Consider the following 18565-nt stretch of genomic DNA (forward strand, 5'->3'; position numbering starts at 1 on the left):
GATGACCGACGCACGCTGGCAGTTCTGGGTGGACCGGGGCGGCACGTTCACCGACATCGTGGCCCGGCGCCCGGACGGCGGCCTGGTCGCGCACAAGCTGCTCTCGGAGAACCCGGCCCGCTACCGGGACGCGGCGGTGGCCGGGATCCGGGCACTGCTCGGCGTGGCGGAGGGCGAGGAGATCCCGGCCGAGCAGGTCGAGGCCGTGCGGATGGGCACCACGGTGGCGACCAACGCCCTGCTGGAACGCAAGGGCGAGCCGACTGTGCTGGTGGTGACCAAGGGGTTCGGCGACTCGCTGCGCATCGCCTACCAGAACCGGCCCCGCATCTTCGACCGGCACATCGTGCTGCCGGACATGCTCTACGACCGGGTGATCGAGGTCGACGAGCGGATCACCGCCGAGGGCGAGCTGCTGCGCGCGCCGGACCTCGACCAGGCGGCCGAGGACCTGCGCCGCGCGTACGACGCCGGGCTCCGCGCCGTCGCGATCGTGCTGATGCACAGCCACCTGCACCCGGCGCACGAGCAGCAGCTCGGCAAGCTCGCCGAGCAGCTCGGCTTCACCCAGATCTCGCTGTCGAGCGAGGTCAGCCCGCTGATGAAGCTCGTGCCCCGCGGCGACACGACGGTCGTCGACGCCTACCTGTCCCCGGTGCTGCGCCGCTACGTCGACCAGGTGGCCGACCAGATGTCGGGCGTGCGGCTGATGTTCATGCAGTCCAACGGCGGGCTCGCCGAGTCCCGGCACTTCCGCGGCAAGGACGCGATCCTGTCCGGCCCGGCGGGCGGCATCGTCGGCATGGTGCGGATGTCCGCGCTGGCCGGGTTCGACCACGTGATCGGCTTCGACATGGGCGGCACCTCGACCGACGTGTCCCACTACGCCGGCGAGTACGAACGGGTCTTCACCGCGCAGGTCGCGGGTGTCCGGCTGCGTGCCCCGATGCTCGACATCCACACCGTCGCCGCGGGCGGCGGCTCGATCCTGCACTTCGACGGCAGCCGCTACCGGGTCGGCCCGGACTCGGCCGGGGCGAGCCCCGGCCCAGCGTGCTACCGCGGCGGCGGGCCGCTGACGGTGACCGACGCGAACGTCATGCTCGGCCGCATCCAGCCCGAGCACTTCCCCGCCGTGTTCGGTCCCGACGGCGACCAGCCGCTCGACGCCGAGCTGGTGCGCCGCCGGTTCGCCGAGCTGGCGGCCGAGATCCGCGAGCGGACCGGGGACGACCGCACCCCCGAGCAGGTCGCCGAGGGCTACCTGCGGATCGCGGTGGCCAACATGGCCAACGCCGTCAAGAAGATCTCTGTCCAAAAAGGACACGACGTCACCCGCTACGTGCTCACCACGTTCGGCGGCGCGGGCGGGCAGCACGCGTGCGCGGTGGCCGACTCGCTCGGCATCCCGACGGTGCTCGTCCCGCCGATGGCCGGCGTGCTCTCGGCGCTGGGCATCGGGCTGGCCGACACCACCTCGATCCGGCAGCAGTCGGTGATCGCCGAGCTGACGCCCTCGGCACTGGAGACGCTGGCGGGGGTCGCCGACCGGCTCACCGGCCAGACCCGCGCGGAACTGCTCGACGAAGGCGTGCCCGCCGACCGGATTCGCGTGGTCCGGCGCGCACAGCTGCGCTACGACGGCACCGACACCGTGGTCCCGGTGACGCTGGCCGGGTTCGACGAGATGGTGGCGGAGTTCGAAGCGGCCTACCGGACGACGTACTCGTTCCTGATGGACCGGCCGCTGATCGTGGAAGCGGTCGCGGTCGAGGCCACCGGGCTGACCGAGCAGCCCGACCTGTCCTCGCTCGGCGAACGCGACGACGGTACCGGCGCTCCGGCCGACACCGTCCGGCTCTACGCCGGCGGCGCGTGGCACTCCGCCCCGCTGTACCACCGCGAGCGGCTGCGCCCCGCGGACAAGGTGACGGGCCCGGCGATCATCGCCGAGGCGAACGCGACCACCATGGTCGACGAGGGCTGGCAGGCCACCCTGACCGCGGACGGGCACCTGGTGCTGGACCGGGTGGTGGCGCGGGCGGAGGCCGGCGCCGGCACGAAGGTCGACCCGGTGCTGCTGGAGATCTTCAACAACCTGTTCATGTCGATCGCCGAGCAGATGGGCACCCGGCTGGAGGCGACCTCGCAGTCGGTGAACATCCGCGAGCGGCTGGACTTCTCGTGCGCGCTGTTCGACCCGGACGGCAACCTCGTCGCCAACGCCCCGCACATCCCGGTGCACCTGGGATCGATGGGCGCCGGGGTCAAGGAGGTGGTCCGGCGCCGCGCGGGGCGGATGAAGCGCGGGGACGTCTACGCGGTCAACGACCCGTACCACGGCGGCACGCACCTGCCCGACGTCACGGTGATCACCCCGGTGTTCGGCCGCGACAGCGAGGAGATCCTGTTCTACGTCGCCTCGCGGGGACACCACGCCGAGATCGGCGGGATCACGCCGGGCTCGATGCCCGCCACCAGCAGCCACCTCGACGAGGAAGGCGTGTTGTTCGACAACTGGCTGCTGGCCGAGAACGGCCGGTTCGCCGAGCAGGCGACCCGCGAGCTGCTGCTGGGCGCGCGCTACCCGTCGCGCAACCCGGACATGAACCTCGCCGATCTCCGCGCCCAGGTGGCGGCCAACGCCAAGGGCGTCGACGAGGTCGCCAAGATGATCGACGTGTTCGGCCTCGACGTGGTGCAGGCGTACATGCGGCATGTACAGGACAACGCCGAGGCGGCCGTCCGCCGGGTGGTCGACACGCTCGCAGACGGCGAGTACCGATACGAAATGGACTCCGGCGCGGTGATCGCCGTGAAGATCACCGTGGACCGCGCCGCCCGCAGCGCCACGGTCGACTTCACCGGTACCTCGCCGCAGCTCACCACGAACTTCAACGCCCCGTCGTCGGTGGCCAAGGCGGCGGTGCTGTACGTGTTCCGGACCCTGGTCGACGACGACATCCCGCTCAACGACGGCTGCCTGCGGCCGCTGGACATCGTGATCCCGGCCGGGTCGATGCTCGCCCCGGAGTTCCCGGCGGCCGTGGTCGCCGGGAACGTGGAGACCTCGCAGGCGATCACCGGCACGCTCTTCGCCGCGCTCGGTGTGCAGGCGGAGGGTTCGGGCACGATGAACAACCTGACCTTCGGCAACGAGCGGCACCAGTACTACGAAACCCTCGGCTCGGGTTCCGGCGCGGGCGACGGGTTCGCCGGGGCGTCGGTGGTGCAGACGCACATGACCAACTCGCGGCTGACCGATCCCGAAGTGCTCGAATGGCGGTTCCCGGTGCTGCTCGACGCGTTCTCCATCCGCCGGGGCAGCGGCGGGCGCGGCCGCTGGAACGGTGGTGACGGGGCCGTCCGCCGCCTGAGGTTCCTGGAGCCGATGACCGCCAGCACCCTGTCCGGGCACCGGCGCGTCGCGCCGTACGGGCTGGCCGGCGGCGAGCCCGGTGCGCTGGGGCACAACCGGGTGCACCGCACGGACGGAACGGTCGTCGAACTCGCCGGCTGCGACTCGGTCGAGCTGCTCCCCGGCGACGTCCTGGAGATCGAGACCCCAGGCGGCGGCGGGTACGGCACCCCGGCGTAGCCGGTATCCGCGCCCGCTCATCCGCCCGGCCCGGTGACGGCCTCGACCGGCTTGCGCCACATCGCCAGCCGCGACGCGACGACCGTCACCGGGCCCACGATGAGCACCACCGCCGCGACCACCGCGAAGAACACCCACGGCGGACCCGACGGCAGGATCGTGCCCGCGCCGATCGCCGTCGGGAGCACGTTCACCACAGCGTTCACGACGCCCAGCAGCAGGGCCACGACCGCGACCACGCTTCCCTCGACGAGCAGCACCCGGGTGACCCGGCGCCGCGTCGATCCGGCCAGCCGCAGGGCCGCGAACTCGCGCCGCCGGGACAGCAGCGCCACGGCCAGCGCGTTGACCGACGCCACCGCGGCGTACCCGATGGCGAGCACCGCGAGCAGATAGTTGATCCACGCCTGCACGTCCAGGCCCTGCCGGTACCCGGCCGCCAGCAGCTGGGCGTCGCCGACCGTCACGTCCGGCCCGGCCACCCGCTCGGTGACGGCGGGGACGACGTCGTCACCGGACCGCGCGCGGACCAGGATCTGGGTGGGCAGTCCCGCCGAGGTGTGCGGCGCGAGCAGTGCCGTGGGCAGCAGCACGGCGGCGTCCGGGGCGGCGTCCTCGATCAGCGCCACCACCCCGCACCTGGGCCCGCGCCCCGTCGCCGAGCCGCATCGTGATCCGGTCGCCGAGCCGGACGCCCAGGTCGTCCGCCTCCGCCACGGGCAGTGCGGCGCTCGCCCCACGCAGGTCGTCCAACGATCCCGCGGCGACCGGAGTGGCGACCACGCCAGGAGCGTCGACGCCGAGCACCAGCCGTGGGTCGCTGCCGTGCCCGTCATACGGCTGCTCGACCCAGCCGCGGCTGGCGGCGAAGGACGACGCGGCCGCCACGCCGGGCACCCGCCGGACCTGGTCGAGCAGGCTCGGCGGCACGGCTCCGGTGTGGGACAACACGACGGCGTCGGCGTGGAACCGCGCGAGGTAGGCGTCCACGGCGCCCTCGTCCCGGCTGGTCTGGGCGTAGACGTTGCCCAGCGCGAACGAGACGGCGAGCGTCAGTGGCGTCACCACCGCGGCGAACTGCACGGCGCGTGTCCGTACGCCGATGGCGGCGAGTGTGCCGTCGACACCGGCGATCCGCCGGACGAACCGCGCCGACCGGTCGATGCCGCGAACGAGCAACTCCGGCGCGAACAGCCCGACCGCGACGGCACCGGTCAGCACCGAAGGACCGGCGATCGCGGACGCGGTGTCGGGATCGAGGAACGCCGCGGACGCCGCGAGCCCGACGGTGGCGACACCGAGGACGAGGGCGAGCTGCCGGCGCAGCCTGCCCAGCGTGGCCGGCTGGACCGACGCCTCGGCCAGCGCCTGCACCGGCCTGGTCCGGGCCGCCGCCCGGGCACTGACGGCCGCCGCGGCGCCCGCTGCCAGCAGAGCCAGCAGCACACCGGCGGCGAACGGCACCGGGCCCTGCCGGTACTCCAGCGCCGCGGGCACCACGCCCCGCTGCGCGGTGATCGTGAAGATCCAGGAGCCGAGGAACCTGCCCAGCAGGATCCCGCCGAGCACCCCGAGTGCCGCCACGATCAGGTTTTCCGCGACGACCAGCCGGTGCACCTGGCGCCGGGTGGCGCCGCTCGCCCGCAGCAGCGCGAGTTCGCGAAGCCGTTGCCGTACGGACAAACTGACCGTTGCCGCCACGACCAGCGCCATCACCACGGCGACCATGCCGCCGAAGACGCTGGACAGCAGGATCAGCGGCAGCCGGCTCGCCCCGATCCCGGAGAACTCCGCGGCACCCCGCGCGCTGCCGTCGAGCACAGTCACGTCCGCGGGCAACGCGCCGGTCAGCCGGACCGCCAGGTCGCCCGCGCCGACGCCGGGCCGCGGGAGCACACCGATTGCGTCGACCATGCCGGGGAGCGGCGAGTACCGCTGTGCGTCAGCGTCGCCGAAGAACACGGCTTCCCCGAGCACCGCATCGTCTGGCTGCGCGATTCCGGCGACGGTGAAGGCGCGGGGTTCCCCGGCCACGGTGAGGTCGACCCGGTCGCCCACGGCCTTGCCCGCGCGGCCGGCTGTCGCCGCGTCGAGCACGACCTCGCCACTGTCCCGTGGGGCCCGGCCGGCATTCAAGGTGTATGGCGTGAGCTGCGCCGAGGCCCAGCCGTGGCCGGTCGTGCCGCCCTGGCCGCAGCTTCCGGTCAGGCAGGCCGGGAACGACGTGTCGGGCACCGCCGCGGCCACCCCGGGCAGCTGCCGGATCGTGTCCGCGAGGCTCGCGGTCACCCGGGTCCGCTCACCGTAGGAAACCGTCTGGGACTCCTGATCCGGCAGCGCGAAGCCGGCCGATCCGGTGACCACGACCGGCGCGCCGGCGAGGCGTTGTGGTGGCGCGTCGAGCCGGAGCGCGGTCTCGAACAGCCCACCACAGGCGATGAGCAGCGCGCAGCCGATCAGCACCGCGACCAGCGTGGCGACGAACGCGCCGACGCGGAAGCGGAGACTTGCGAGTGCCAGCCGGATCACAGCCGCACCGCCTCGGGCGCACCCCGTCCGGCGAGCCGGGCGAGGTGGCCGGCGACGACGTCCGCCGTCGGCGCGTCGACCTGCTCGACCAGCCGGCCGTCGACCAGGAACAGCACCCGGTCGGCGTAGCAGGCGGCGACCGGGTCGTGGGTCACCATGACCACGGTCTGCCCGTCCCGGGTGAGCTCGCGCAGCAGTCCCAGCACCTCCCTGGCCGTCGTGCTGTCGAGCGCGCCCGTGGGCTCGTCGGCGAAGACCACCTCCGCCCGGCCGGCCAGGGCGCGGGCGATGGCGACCCGCTGCTGCTGGCCGCCGGACAGCTCGCCGGGGCGGTGCCCCGCCCGGCTGGTGAGCCCCACCCGCTCGAGGACCTGGTCGACCCGGTCGCGGTCCACCCGGCGTCCCGCCAGTACGGCGGGCAGCCCGACGTTCTCCCGCACGGTCAACGCGGGCAGCAGGTTGAACGCCTGGAACACGAACCCGACCCGGCCGCGGCGCAGCTCGGTCAGCTCCAGCTCGGTCAGCCCGGTCAGCGCCGACCCCACGAGCGTGACCAGCCCCGCGGTCGGCTCGTCGAGCCCGGCCGCGCAGTGCAGCAGCGTGCTCTTGCCGGAGCCGGACGGCCCCATCACGGCGGTGAAGGTGCCGGCCGGGAACGTCACGGTGACCCCCGCGAGCGCCTCGACGGCGTTCTCCCCGTGGCCGTAGGTCTTGTGCACGTCCACCAGTTGCACGGGTGGCTGCCCTGACGTCGTCATAGCGACGTCCTGTCCGCGGTCGCGCGATGGGCGAGCAGCCGGAGGACGGCGACGATCAGCCCGCCGCAGACCGTCCACCACAACCACCACGGGCCGTCGAGCCCTCCGCCGAGCACGCAGATCAGCAGCCAGATGACGGCCTGCACCGCGGTACCGCCCGCCCAGACGAGCGCGACCGCGCGGAGCCAGGCCGGACCACCGAACCACGACTTGAGCTGAGTCATCTGTCCACCTCGCTTTTTTCGGGAAGTCACTGGAAAGCGGGAGCCTGGCGCACCGGCGCCGGTGCGGCGGCGGGCTGCTTCGGCTTGTGGAGGAACGCGATCGCGGCGGCGATCACCCAGTAGAACTGGAAGCTGGCCGCGAACGCCGTGGCGCCCCAGCCGACCGCGCTGTAGAAGTGCGAGGCCTCGCCGCCGAAGTACACCGACGGCACGAACGCCAGGTTGAACACCGCGATGGCGAACCCGAGCACGGACACCCCGCGCGCCACGACCCGGGTGCGCCAGGTCGCCGCCGAGACCGCGATCAGGAACATGGCCGTGACGAGGCGGGCGATGGCGCCGTACATCAGGAAGGAGCCGGGGGCCAGCGGGCCGTCCTGCGTGGGGTCGACCGGGGCGACCGAGGCGATCGCGGTGCCCCCTTCCAGCGAAAGCGAGACCATCACCAGCACCGCGTAGAGCAGCGCTGTCCCGAAAGCCAGCGTGCCGACCCATTCCAGGCTCGGGTCCCGGCGGCTGACGAGCGTGCGCAGCGCGGCGGCGAAGGCCACGTAGAACGCGATCCCGATCAGGGTCAGCAGGATGCGGGTGAGGATATTGCCGTCCGGCGCTGCCCCGTCGTAGACGAACCACAATGGAATCGGCAGCACGGTGAACAGCCCGGCGAGCAGACCGAGCACGCCGGTGACGCGGCGGTGCCTCAGCTCGGCGGTGGTGGCGGGGTCGGCCATGACACGGGTCCTTTCCGGAGCCTGGGTGGAGCGACGTGTCGATCCTGCTGTCCGGCAACGGGTCCCGGCGTCATCCATCCGACTCGATCCGGCGGGGGTAGCCCGACGAAAGTTGTAGTGATCCCTCCACCCAATTGCGGACGTGCCGGCTCCGCGTGGCACGTAGGCTCCGGCCATGACGCGTTCCTGGGGGGCCGCAGAGGACCCGGCCGAGCCCGCGCCGGTCCTGCACCCGTCCGTGGCGACCGTGCTGATGGTCGCTTGCTCGGTCCTCGGCGGGCTCGGCATGTTGTGGGGACTGCGACAGGGTCCGGACGGCGTGCTCCGCTACGCCGACATCGCGGCGGGCGTGCTGTGCAGCCTCGCGCTGGTGTGGCGCTCGCGGGCGCCGATCGTCGTCGCGGCGGTCGCGGTCGTGGGCGCGGCCTTCTTCGCCTCGGCAGGCGTGGCGAACGTGTTCGCGCTGTTCTCCGTCGCGCGGCGGCGGAGGCTGCCGGTCGCGCTGGCCCTCGGCGTGCTCAACGTCGCCGCCGGGCTGGTGCTGTACGTGCTGTACCCGTCGAACACGTCGCTGGGCATCACGGCGGCGGTGAACATCGCGGTCAGCGCCGCCGCCGTCGCCTGGGGCGCGCTCGTCCAGTCGCACCAGCAACTCCTGGCCTCCCTGCGGGAGCGCGCCGAGCGGGCCGAGGCCGAGCAACGGCTGCGCGCCGACCAGATCCGCAACGCCGAGCGCGCCCGGATCGCCCGCGAGATGCACGACGTCGTGGCCCACCGGGTGTCGCTCGTCGCGCTGCACGCCGGCGGGCTCCAGGTACGCCCGGACCTGCCTACCGAAGAGGTCTCCTCGGTCGCCGGGCTGATCCGCCAGTGTGCCCAGGACGCGCTCGACGAGCTGCGCGGGGTCATCGGCATCCTGCGGACCGAAGACCTGTCGCCACTGCCGCAACCCCGGCTGGAGGACATACCCGACCTCGTCGCCGAGTCCGTGCACGCCGGGCAACCGGTGCGGCTCACGATGTCGGCGGCGGCCGACGACCCGCCGGGCGCGCTCGGCCGCGACGCGTACCGCATCGTGCAGGAGGCGCTGACCAACGCGCACAAGCACGCACCGGGCGCACCCACCACGGTCACCGTGGAAGGCGCGCCCGGTAAGGGACTTCAGGTCACGGTGCGCAACGAGCTGGCCCCCGGCGGCGAGCCGCTCCGGCTCGAAGGAGCCGGAGCCGGGCTGCTCGGCCTCACCGAGCGCGTGTCGCTGTCCGGCGGCACGTTCACCCACGGCAGGACGGCCGACGGCGACTTCCTCGTCCGGGCGGAACTGCGGTGGCCGCGATGATCCTGCGCGTGCTGCTCGTCGACGACGATCCCCTGGTCCGCGCCGGCCTCCGGATGGTGCTGTCCGCCGACGCCGCCATCGAGGTCGTCGGCGAGGCCGCCAATGGCCGGGAGGCGGTCGAGATGTCCGGCCGCCTCTGCCCGGACGTGGTCCTGATGGACCTGCAGATGCCCGTCATGGACGGCGTGCTCGCCACCGCCGCGCTCACCGAGCTGCCGGACCCGCCTGCGGTTCTCGTGCTGACCACGTTCCATCTCGACGAGTACGTCGTCGGGGCCCTGCAGGCCGGCGCCCGCGGATACCTGTTGAAGGACACACCGCCGACCGAGATCGCCCGCGCGGTGCACACGGCCGCGGCCGGCAACACCCCGCTCTCCCCCGCCGTCACGCGGACGATGCTGGCCCGGATGAGCCACACCGACGGCAACTCGGCCCGCCGTGAGCGGGCGCTGCGGCGGCTCCAACCGCTCACCGAGCGCGAACTCGAGGTGGCCGTCGCGGTCGCACAGGGGAAACCGAACGCCGAGATCGCCCGCGAAGCGCACATGAGCGAGGCCACGGTCAAGACCCACGTCTCGCGCGCGCTGATGAAGACACAGACCGACAACCGGGTCCAGGTCGCCAGGCTCGTGCACGACGCCGGGCTGCTGCCGGACGACTGAGCGGCCGTCAGTCCTTGCGCCGGGCGCGGGGACGACCGGCGTGCCCGCCGAGCAGCCCGGCCACGTGCCGGCGGACGTAGGCGCTGGTGGGAGGTTTGCGGATGACCAGGCTCCGGTAGTACAGCAGCCCGTAGAGCTGTTCCATCAGCAGCGTCTCGTCGACGTCCGCCGCCAGCTCGCCCCGTTCGCGGGCCGCTCGCAACCGCGCCACGCACGCCTCGCGGCGTGGGCCGAGCAGGTCCCTGTCGAGCCTTTCGGCCAGCGCGGTGTCGTGGTGTGCCGCGCCCAGCAACCCGAACAGCACGGGCCCGATCGTCGGCGAGGACATCGTCCGCGCCGCCCTCGTCATCTGCGCGGTCAGGTCCGCGACCACGTCGCCGGTGTCGGGGAACGACTCCGAGTCACTGCCCAGTGAGACCACCGCGTCCAGCAGGAGCACGCCCTTCGACGGCCACCAACGGTAGATCGTCTGCTTGCCCGCCCCGGCCCGCCGGGCCACGGCCTCGATGCTGACCGACTCGTACCCGACCTCGCGGCACTGCGCGAGCGCGGCGTCGAGGATCGCACGCCGGGACTCGTCGCTGCGCCGGTACTGGTTCGCCCATGCCACGATGGCAGCCTAGCCGAGCCCGAGACGAACCGTTCCGGTCACCTCTTCCGCCTCGGCGCGACCGCCGCGCGGGTGCACAGGTACAGGTGGATCGCGATCGCCGTGGTGACCACCGCGACCAGCACGACCAATCCTGCGATGAGATAGGCATTGTCGTGCAGGAAGTCACCGGCGCCGACGGCCTGGTTGGCGTCCATCGCGAGCCCCTCTCCGGGTTCAACGGCGCTGAGCCCGAGACGGACCGGTTCGCCTTGACCAACTCTAGGGGCATACCTGACCAAGGTCAAGACGGACCGTCTCGTGTCAGGCTCGGCGACCCGCCGCCGTGCTTACGGTGAAGGGGACGAGAAGGGGGATGGACATGTCGAAGAAAGAGAAACCAGGTCGACGTGACCCGGAGTCGGCGACCAACTCGGCGGTCCGGGGGGCTGCCGTCCTGGGTGACCGGCAAGGACTCGGTGAAACGCGGCACCCTCCGACCAACTCTGCGGTCGGGGGTTGCTGTCCTGGGTGACCGGCAAGGGCGGCAAGCGCGACCGATCGAAGCACGAGGACCGGCTACCGGAACCCGCCGGACGCCCAGCTCGCGCAGGCCGGGGCCCACCAGCTGTCCATTATGGACGGGTCACACGCGTTCAACGAGGGCCGAGCCGGAAAGGTGGGGAAGGCGCGCGCCTTCCCCACCTGCCGGCGTCAGTCCGCGGACAGCGCTTCGTCCCGGGTCGCGAAGACCGGGATCTCCTGGTCCAGGCCCGTCAGCTGGAGCGGCCGCGCCGTGGCGCTGCTCTCCGCGACGACCCGGAGCTTGGTGTGCGTGCCGGCCTCCTGGTGGGCGGCGACCAACGCGGTCAGCCCGGCGGAGCCGAGGAAGTCCACACCACCGAGGTCGACGACCAGGATGCCGGGCCGCTCGCGCAGCGCGGTCAGCAGGTGCTTCTCGAACTCCGGGGCGGTGACCATGTCGATGTCGCCGGAGACCGCGAGTACCGCGGCCTGCCCGTGCTTCTCCACGACAACGCGCACGGTCTGCCCGTTCGGGGGCTCGGCTTGTGGTGACGGATCGACTGAACTCACGGCGTCAATATCTCACAGGTCAAGAGAGAACTCAGGATCAGCGGTGCATGGCGTGGCCGAGGTCGGGGCTCAGTGGCAGCCGCCCGGCGAGACCGGCCACCTCGATGGCCCGATCGACGCAACGGGTGCCGCCGACCAGCCGTAGCGCGACGCCCGCGGCGTCGGCACGGTCGGCGGCGCGCAGCAGCTCGGCCAGTCCCGCGGTGCCGAGGAACGTCACCCGGGAGAGGTCGAGCACCACCCGGGTGGACACGGCGGCCCACACGGGCTCGAGCGCGACGGACAGCTCGGGCGCCGACGCGGCGTCGACCTCGCCATCGACCTCGACGACGAGACTGCCCGGCTCGGGCTGGGTGGAACTGATCTGCAGCAAGGGCGGGGTGGGAACGGCGGTAGCCGCCATGGAGCACCTCCGAAAGCGGTTGATCCTGCCTGGTCACGCACTGTTCGAGGGCCCCCTCGGGTGCGGACAACGGCTGTGGTCTCAACCGGTGATGGCCCCTGTTTACCATGGACAGACAGGTCTGTACACCCCTAGGGTGATCAGGATGACCGTCCGTCAGGCCGCCGCCAGGGAACGCATTCTGACCACGGCCTACGAGCTGTTCTCCCGCCGCGGCATCCGCGCGGTCGGGGTGGACGAGGTCGTACGCCGGGCCGGGGTCGTCAAGGCCACCCTGTACCGGCACTTCCCGTCGAAGGACCAGCTGGTGCTGGCGTTCCTCGCCCGCCGGGAGCAGCTGTGGACGCGCGAGGCGATCGACGCCGGCGCCCGCGGCCGGGCGGCCACCGGCGAGGGCCGGCTGCTCGCCGTCTTCGACGTGCTCGACGAGCTGTTCCATGCCGGCACCGAGCTCGCGTCGTGCTCGTTCATCAAGGTCCTGCTGGAAATGGGCGCGGAGCATCCCGTCGGCCAGGCGTGCGTGGGCTACCTGGAGAACGTGCGCGCGCTGTTCCGGGACTGGGCTGAGGAGGCGAAGCTGCCGGATCCGGCGGGATTGGCGAAGTCATGGCACCTGCTGGTGAAGGGCGCGATCATCGGGGCGGCGGAGGGCGACCTCGAAGCCGCCCGCAGCGCCCGGGTGCTGGCGGAGTGCCTGCTGGAGCTCGAACGCGCGAAAGCCCGCTGACCCCGTCCCAGGGTCAGCGGGCTTTCGCCGGTACGGGCTCAGGCCGCTTCGGCGCGCGTGCGGCGAAACAGCTTGCGCCGCTCGCCGTCGGTCGTGCCGCCGAAGATTCCGTGGTCCAGGCCGGTGTCCAGGGCGTACTCGAGACACTCGGCGCGGACCGGACAGCGCGCGCAGACAGCCTTCGCCTGCGCGACCTGCCGGGCACCCGGGCCCATTTCGGACACGGGGAAGAACAGTTCGGGGTCCTCGTCCCGGCAGGCGGCCCGCTCCTGCCAGTTGCTCTGATGTGGCATCTCCTTGCCGCCTCCTCTCGTAGCGTGTGCCAGGCATGGCTCCGCCGCTCCTGCGATCGGTGAAAATGCACGAGACGTGCGGACCATCCGCGTATTAAACACGAAGTGCCCGGGCTTTCTTCCCACCCTTGAGTTGTGGTGTTCCGCACTAGGCGGTACCCCGGCCGCCCCGGGCCCAACCTCATCGGGGTCGATCTCCGGCGCTTTTTCCCGGTTTTTTCGCACACCCTCGTCCGACCTGGGCTTTTGCCGCCGATTCGCGTCGTCCAACGTGCTAAGTTGGAATACCGGACGAGGAGGTTGGATGGCACCGCGGAAGTGCTCGATCGCCAATGCGCTCGGCGTCGTCGGCGAGCGGTGGACACTGCTGGCGCTGCGCGAGGTGATGCTCGGCCAGCGGCGGTTCGACCAGATCGCGGCCAACACGGGGGCGAGCCGGGACATCCTGGCGGCGCGGCTGCGCAAGCTCGTCGAGCACGGCGTGCTTTCGAAGGAGCAGTACGAGGAGCACCCGCCACGGTACGAGTACGTGCTGACCGAGGCGGGACAGGCGCTGCAGCCGATCCTGCACGGGCTCATGCAGTGGGGCGACCGGTATGTGACCGAGGGCCCGGCACCGACGGTGTGGGAGCACACCTGCGGCGCCGAGCTGCGCACGAAGGCGGTGTGCGAGAACTGCGGGGAGCCGGTCGGCGCAGGCGGGTCGAGGCTCGTGCGGCTGGGTGGCGTGCCGCAGTAGTCAGCGGCGCGGGCCGAAGCGCATCGCGAAGTCCTGGGCGGCGATGGTGGCGAACGGCCGGTAGGGCCGCAGCCAGGCGAGCCCGCCGCTGACCCGCCACGAGCCCTTCGCGAAGCTGATCCTGCCGCCGGCCCGGACCGGGGTGCGGGCCAGTGCCGTGTTCAGCGTCTGCAGCACCACACCCGTCACCGGGAACGGCAGCCTCAACCCCGGCGTCACCCGCCGCACGGTGGCCTCCGCCAGCAGCGAGCCGTTCGTCGCGCTTCCCGTGAACGAAGGCTCGTGCTCGATCTCGAACTCCGCCAGCTCCTTCGGGATCCCCACAGCTCACGGCCACCCGCCCGGGACGCGGGGCTGTCGACCCAGATGTCGGTGATCGTCAGGCCGAGCCGCCTGCCCCGCCGCACGACGACCGCCGCCAGCAGTTCGTGGTACGGCAGCAGACCGCCTGGCAGGTAGTCGACGAACGCGGTGGCCACGACGGCCCTGCCCAGCACAGTCACCGGCCGCACCCGCGGCGGCAACGGTGGCAGCGCCGACGACGGCACCAACCAGGCCGAGACGTAGCCGTGGCCGCGCAGGTCCCACGGCTCGGCGGGGTAGTCCACTCTGCTCCTCACCTCGGGCTGACCGGCAGACGCAGCGCACCCGGCGCGGCCTCGGGGACGACCGGGTTCTTCGGCGCGACCGGCTCGAGCCGCACGTACGGCGCGCCCTGCGGTGGCCGCCGGTCGGCCTCGCCCTTGTTGGGCCACAACGACATCGCACGCTCGGCCTGCGCGGTGATCGTCAGTGCCGGGTTCACGCCGAGGTTCGCGGAGATCGTCGAGCCGTCCACGACGTGCAGTCCCTCGTAGCCGTACAGCCGGTGGTACGGGTCGACCACGCCTGTCGCGGGAGAGTCACCGATGGCGCAGCCGCCGATGGAGTGCCCGGTCAGCGGGATGTTCGCCAGATCGCTCCAGGCCCCGCCCGCGATCCCGCCGATCTTGTCCGCGACCCGGCGCGTCGCCTCGTGTCCGGCCGGGATCCACACCGGGTTCGGCTCGCCGATCCCCTGCCGGGTGGTCATCCGCCTGCCGAACAGGCCGCGCCTGGTGTAGGTGGTCAGCGAGTTGTCGAGGCTCTGCATCACCAGCAACGCGATCGTCCGCTCCGACCAGTGCCGCGGGTTCAGCAACCGGCGCAGGTCACGCCGGTGCCGCGCGAGCTCGCGCAGGCCGAGCCGCCACCGGGCGCGGCCCTCCTGCGCGTCGACGAGCACCGTCATCAGCAGGCCCATCAGGTTGCTGCCGTGCCCGTAGCGCACCGACTCGACGTGGGTGTGCGCGTCCGGATGCATCGAGGACGTGATCGAGACGCCCTCGGAGTAGTCGACGTCGCCGCCGCGCGCCTTCGCCGCGAGCACCGCCTCGGAGTTCGTGCGCGAGAGCGTGCCGAGCCGGTCGGAGACGGCGGGCAGGCTGCCACGGTCGCGAAGCCGGTGCAGCAGCCGCTGCGTACCGAGCGCCGCCGCGGAGAACACGACCTGCCCGGCGGTGAACCTGCCCTTCGCGCGGCCGCCGGTGCGCTTGGTGTGCACTGCGAAACCACCGCCGGGCAACGGCCGGACGTCGGTCACGGTGGTCAGCGCGTGCACCGTCGCACCCGCCCGCTCCGCCAGGTACAGGTAGTTCTTGACCAGCGTGTTCTTCGCGTTGTGGCGGCAGCCGGTCATGCACTCGCCGCAGTGCGTGCAGGCGCTGCGGGCGGGCCCGAGACCGCCGAAGAACGGGTCGGGCTCCTGCTCGCCAGGCCGGTCGCCGAAGAACACCCCGACCTGCGTGGGGTGGTAGGTGTCGCGCACGCCCATGTCCTCCGCGACCGCACGCAGCACGCGGTCGGCCGGGCTCACTCGCGGATACCCGCGCACGCCGAGCATGCGCTTGGCCTGGTCGTAGAACGGCGCGAGCTCGTCGCGCCAGTCGGTGATATGGCCCCACTGCTTGTCGCGGTAGAACGCTTCGGGCGGCTCGTACAGCGTGTTGGCGTAGACCAGCGAGCCGCCGCCGACGCCCGCGCCCGTCAGCACCAGGACGTCGCGCAGCAGGGTGATCCGCTGGATCCCGGTGCAGCCGGCGCCGGGCGCGAACAGGTAGTCCCTGAGGTGCCAGGAGTTCTTCGCGAACTCGTGGTCGGCGAAGCGCCGCCCCGCCTCCAGCACGCCCACCCGGTAGCCCTTCTCGGTGAGCCGGAGCGCGGCCACGCTGCCGCCGAAGCCGGAACCGATGACCACCACGTCGTAGTCGAACTCGCCCACCTCACGCCACCGTCGCCGCGCGCTCGCGGTACGCCGACAGGTCGGCCCTCGCCGTGCGGCGGTGGTACTCCCAGACCAGGCCGGGCCAGTTCGTCGAGATGCGGCCGTTCTCCTCGCGGTACCAGCTGCGGCAGCTGCTCCACACGCTGTGGGAGAGCCGCTGCTGCACCTCGGCGTCGAACCGCTCCGCGACATCCCTGCGAACGTCCACACAGGACACCCGGCCGACGGCGATCTCCCGCAGGATCTGCAGGACGTAGCGGCACTGGTGCTCCATCATGTAGATGATCGAGTTGCCGCCGAGGTTCGTGTTCGGCCCGTAGATCAGGAACATGTTGGGGAAGTCCGGCACGCTGATGCCCAGGTACGCGTGGGCGCCGCCGGCCCACTCCTGCGACAGCTCGCGCCCGCCCGCGCCGCGGATGTGCATCGGCGCGAGGAACTCCGTCGCCTTGAAACCGGTGCCGAAGACGATCACGTCGGCCTCGTGCTCACCGGCCTCGGTCCGCACGCCGGCCGGCGTGATGCCGGTGATCCGGTCGGTCACGACCTCGACGTTCGGCTGCGCCAGCGCCGGGAACCAGTCGTTGGAGAACAACACGCGCTTGCACCCGACCCGGTAGTCCGGGATCAGCCGGGCGCGCAGCCGCGCGTCCGGCACCTGCCTGCGCAGCTGCAGGCGGAACAGCAGCTCGACGATCCTGCCGAGCGGCTGCACCGAGGTCAGCGCCATGGTCAGCAGCTCACCGGCGCTCCAGGTGCCCAGCCGGCCCACGAGCTGGCTGAGCGGCAGCGCGCGGAAGATCCGGTGGTGCCAGCGGGTGTAGGCGCGGTCGGCCTTCGGGATGACGTACGGCGCCGAGCGCTGGAAGACGGTCAGCCGGGCGACCTTCGGCTGGATCTGCGGCACGAACTGGATGGCGCTCGCCCCGGTGCCGATCACGGCGACACGCTTTCCGGCGAGGTCGACCTCGTGGTTCCACTCGGCGGAGTGAAAGATCTCGCCGGCAAAGGTGTCCGCGCCCGGGATGTCGGGCATCGCGCGCCGGGACAGCTGGCCGACGGCGGGAATGAGCACGTCGGCCTCGAAGGTCTCGCCGTCGCCGGTCTCGACCCGCCACCGGCCGGTCCCGGAGTCGAACTCGGCTCCGGTGACCTCGGTGTTCAACCGCACCCTGTCGAGCACGGCCTCATCCTTCGCGGTGCGGCGCAGGTAGTCGAGGATGTCGGGCTGCGTCGAGTACCGGCGCGGCCAGGCCCGGTTCGGCGCGAAGGAGAACGAGTAGAGCGGCGAGGGCACGTCGCAGGCGGCGCCGGGGTAGGTGTTCTCCCGCCAGACGCCGCCGATGTCGCCGGCCTGCTCGAAGACCGTGAAGTCGGTGAAGCCGGCCCTTTTCAGCATGATGGCCATGCCGAGGCCGCCGAACCCGGCCCCGATGATGGCAACCGTCGGCCGCCGGGAGGACATCGTCGTCTCGTTCACGAACAGGACGGTAAGCGTTCGCCAGGACCCGGCCAAGACAACAGCGGACATTCGATCCATAATTTCGGCCATGACGCAGCTGGCCGAGCCGGTCGTCCGGCACTGGGACTTCCCCCGCGTGATCGCGAGCGTCTGCCTGCTCGCCCGGTTCGCGGTCGAGCACGGCCTCGGCGAGGACGAGGTGCTGGCGGGCAGCGGCCTCGCCCCGGCGCAGCTCGCGGACGCCACCGCCGAGGTCGACGCGCGCCAGGAGCTGCAGGTCGTGCGCAACCTCGCGGCGGCACTGCCCGACGCCGGGCTCTCGCTCGGCCGCGAGTACCACGCGACGGCCTTCGGCATCTTCGGCTTCGCGTTCATGAGCAGCCCGACGGTGCGCGACGCGGTCAACCTCGCGCTGCGCTACCTCGACCTGAGCTTCGCGTTCAGCATGCCGCGTGCCGTGCTGGCGGACGAACGGGTGCGGATGGAGCTCGACGACGGCGCGTTGCCCGCCGACGTCGCCCGTTTCCTCGTCGAGCGGGACCTCTCGGCGATCCACACCATGCTCACCGAGCTGCTGCCGACCCGGGTTCCGTTGATCTCACTCGAACTACGCTTCCCCGAACCATCCACTGTGGACGAGTACGTGGCCGGTTTCGGCGTGCAGCCGCGGTTCGGGCAGCCCGCCAACATCGGCACCTTCGACGCCACCTTCCTGGACGAGCCGCTGCCGCTGGCGAACCCGCAGACCGTCGCGGTATGCGAGGCGCAGTGCCGTGCGCTGGTTTCGCAGCGGCGCCGGCGGGTCGGGATCGCACACGAGGTCCGGGTGCGCTTGACCCGGTTCGGCGCGCTGGCCGACGGGATGCCCGGCGTCGCCCGTGACCTGGGGGTGAGCACCCGGACGTTGCGCCGGAAGCTCGAAGACTCCGGCACCAGCTTCCGGGCCCTGCTCGACGAGGTACGCGAAGCCCTCGCGGAGGAGATGCTGACGACCGGCGCCCTGTCGATCGAGGACGTGGCGATCCGGCTCGGCTATGCGGAGGCGTCGAGCTTCATCCACGCCTTCAAGCGCTGGAAAGGGACCACGCCCGCGGCGTACGTGCGCCGCGTTTGA

At 72.0% G+C, this 18565-nt stretch carries 20 protein-coding genes; 6 read left to right on the forward strand and 14 right to left on the reverse strand.

Annotation, left to right across the window (positions count from 1 at the left end; all coding sequences use genetic code 11):
- The first annotated feature begins 1 nt into the window (after position 1).
- On the forward strand, positions 2-3598 hold the full coding sequence (locus LWP59_RS32335) for a hydantoinase B/oxoprolinase family protein (protein ID WP_144641893.1): 3597 nt from the start codon (positions 2-4) through the stop codon (positions 3596-3598).
- Positions 3599-3615: 17 nt separating this feature from the next.
- On the opposite strand, the gene LWP59_RS32340 is transcribed toward LWP59_RS32335, so the two are convergent.
- The 5 genes from LWP59_RS32340 to LWP59_RS32360 are packed head-to-tail and all read right to left on the reverse strand — an operon-like array spanning position 3616 to position 7840.
- On the reverse strand, positions 3616-4227 hold the full coding sequence (locus tag LWP59_RS32340; protein WP_222425622.1) for an ABC transporter permease: 612 nt from the start codon (positions 4225-4227) through the stop codon (positions 3616-3618).
- Positions 4109-6127, reverse strand: coding sequence for an ABC transporter permease (locus LWP59_RS32345; protein WP_222425624.1), 2019 nt, complete (start codon positions 6125-6127; stop codon positions 4109-4111). Before LWP59_RS32345 ends, LWP59_RS32340 begins: the two co-directional genes overlap by 119 nt.
- Positions 6124-6885: an ABC transporter ATP-binding protein gene (locus LWP59_RS32350; RefSeq protein ID WP_144641894.1), complete on the reverse strand. Its 762-nt coding sequence runs from the start codon at positions 6883-6885 to the stop codon at positions 6124-6126. Before LWP59_RS32350 ends, LWP59_RS32345 begins: the two co-directional genes overlap by 4 nt.
- Entirely contained in the window at positions 6882-7109 is a 228-nt protein-coding gene (locus tag LWP59_RS32355; RefSeq protein WP_144641895.1) for a hypothetical protein, read from the reverse strand. The genes LWP59_RS32350 and LWP59_RS32355 overlap by 4 nt, the downstream gene beginning before the upstream one ends.
- Before the next feature lie 26 nt (positions 7110-7135).
- Positions 7136-7840, reverse strand: a complete 705-nt coding sequence (locus LWP59_RS32360) for a hypothetical protein (protein ID WP_144641896.1) — start codon at positions 7838-7840, stop codon at positions 7136-7138.
- A gap of 175 nt (positions 7841-8015) precedes the next feature.
- Between LWP59_RS32360 and LWP59_RS32365 the strand changes: the two genes are divergently transcribed.
- Positions 8016-9179 (forward strand): sensor histidine kinase, encoded by a 1164-nt coding sequence (locus LWP59_RS32365; protein ID WP_144641897.1) that lies wholly within the window; start codon positions 8016-8018, stop codon positions 9177-9179.
- Positions 9176-9841, forward strand: coding sequence for a response regulator (locus tag LWP59_RS32370; protein ID WP_144641930.1), 666 nt, complete (start codon positions 9176-9178; stop codon positions 9839-9841). The genes LWP59_RS32365 and LWP59_RS32370 overlap by 4 nt, the downstream gene beginning before the upstream one ends.
- A 7-nt stretch (positions 9842-9848) precedes the next feature.
- Here LWP59_RS32370 and LWP59_RS32375 read toward each other — a convergent pair whose 3' ends face one another.
- The 4 genes from LWP59_RS32375 to LWP59_RS32390 form a co-directional block, all read right to left on the reverse strand.
- Entirely contained in the window at positions 9849-10451 is a 603-nt protein-coding gene (locus tag LWP59_RS32375; protein ID WP_144641898.1) for a TetR/AcrR family transcriptional regulator, read from the reverse strand.
- Between the two features lie 38 nt (positions 10452-10489).
- A complete protein-coding gene (locus LWP59_RS32380; RefSeq protein WP_186383368.1) occupies positions 10490-10648 on the reverse strand; it encodes a hypothetical protein in 159 nt (52 codons plus the stop codon).
- A 496-nt stretch (positions 10649-11144) separates the two neighbouring features.
- Entirely contained in the window at positions 11145-11525 is a 381-nt protein-coding gene (locus LWP59_RS32385) for an STAS domain-containing protein (RefSeq protein WP_229857649.1), read from the reverse strand.
- Positions 11526-11562: 37 nt separating this feature from the next.
- The gene (locus tag LWP59_RS32390; protein ID WP_144641899.1) at positions 11563-11928 is read right to left on the reverse strand and encodes an STAS domain-containing protein; all 366 of its coding nucleotides are present in this window, start codon (positions 11926-11928) and stop codon (positions 11563-11565) included.
- A 145-nt stretch (positions 11929-12073) separates the two neighbouring features.
- Between LWP59_RS32390 and LWP59_RS32395 the strand changes: the two genes are divergently transcribed.
- Positions 12074-12655, forward strand: coding sequence for a TetR/AcrR family transcriptional regulator (locus LWP59_RS32395; protein ID WP_144641900.1), 582 nt, complete (start codon positions 12074-12076; stop codon positions 12653-12655).
- Positions 12656-12693: 38 nt separating this feature from the next.
- Here LWP59_RS32395 and LWP59_RS32400 read toward each other — a convergent pair whose 3' ends face one another.
- A complete protein-coding gene (locus LWP59_RS32400; RefSeq protein WP_144641901.1) occupies positions 12694-12948 on the reverse strand; it encodes a WhiB family transcriptional regulator in 255 nt (84 codons plus the stop codon).
- A 304-nt stretch (positions 12949-13252) separates the two neighbouring features.
- Between LWP59_RS32400 and LWP59_RS32405 the strand changes: the two genes are divergently transcribed.
- Complete coding sequence (locus tag LWP59_RS32405; protein ID WP_144641902.1) at positions 13253-13687, forward strand: winged helix-turn-helix transcriptional regulator; 435 nt, start codon at positions 13253-13255, stop codon at positions 13685-13687.
- On the opposite strand, the gene LWP59_RS32410 is transcribed toward LWP59_RS32405, so the two are convergent.
- The 4 genes from LWP59_RS32410 to LWP59_RS32425 form a co-directional block, all read right to left on the reverse strand.
- Positions 13688-14011 carry a hypothetical protein gene (locus LWP59_RS32410; RefSeq protein WP_229857701.1) on the reverse strand — a complete coding sequence of 108 codons (324 nt, stop codon included), beginning with the start codon at positions 14009-14011 and terminating at the stop codon, positions 13688-13690.
- Positions 13903-14199 carry an acetoacetate decarboxylase family protein gene (locus LWP59_RS32415; protein WP_308431733.1) on the reverse strand — a complete coding sequence of 99 codons (297 nt, stop codon included), beginning with the start codon at positions 14197-14199 and terminating at the stop codon, positions 13903-13905. Before LWP59_RS32415 ends, LWP59_RS32410 begins: the two co-directional genes overlap by 109 nt.
- A gap of 104 nt (positions 14200-14303) precedes the next feature.
- Entirely contained in the window at positions 14304-15986 is a 1683-nt protein-coding gene (locus LWP59_RS32420; RefSeq protein ID WP_144641903.1) for an FAD-dependent oxidoreductase, read from the reverse strand.
- A 1-nt stretch (position 15987) separates the two neighbouring features.
- Entirely contained in the window at positions 15988-17454 is a 1467-nt protein-coding gene (locus tag LWP59_RS32425) for a flavin-containing monooxygenase (protein WP_144641932.1), read from the reverse strand.
- Between the two features lie 85 nt (positions 17455-17539).
- On the opposite strand from LWP59_RS32425, the gene LWP59_RS32430 reads away from it, so the two are divergent.
- Positions 17540-18565 (forward strand): AraC family transcriptional regulator, encoded by a 1026-nt coding sequence (locus LWP59_RS32430; RefSeq protein ID WP_144641904.1) that lies wholly within the window; start codon positions 17540-17542, stop codon positions 18563-18565.

Origin of the sequence: Amycolatopsis acidiphila (genome assembly GCF_021391495.1) — a bacterium.
Classification (GTDB): domain Bacteria; phylum Actinomycetota; class Actinomycetes; order Mycobacteriales; family Pseudonocardiaceae; genus Amycolatopsis_E; species Amycolatopsis_E acidiphila.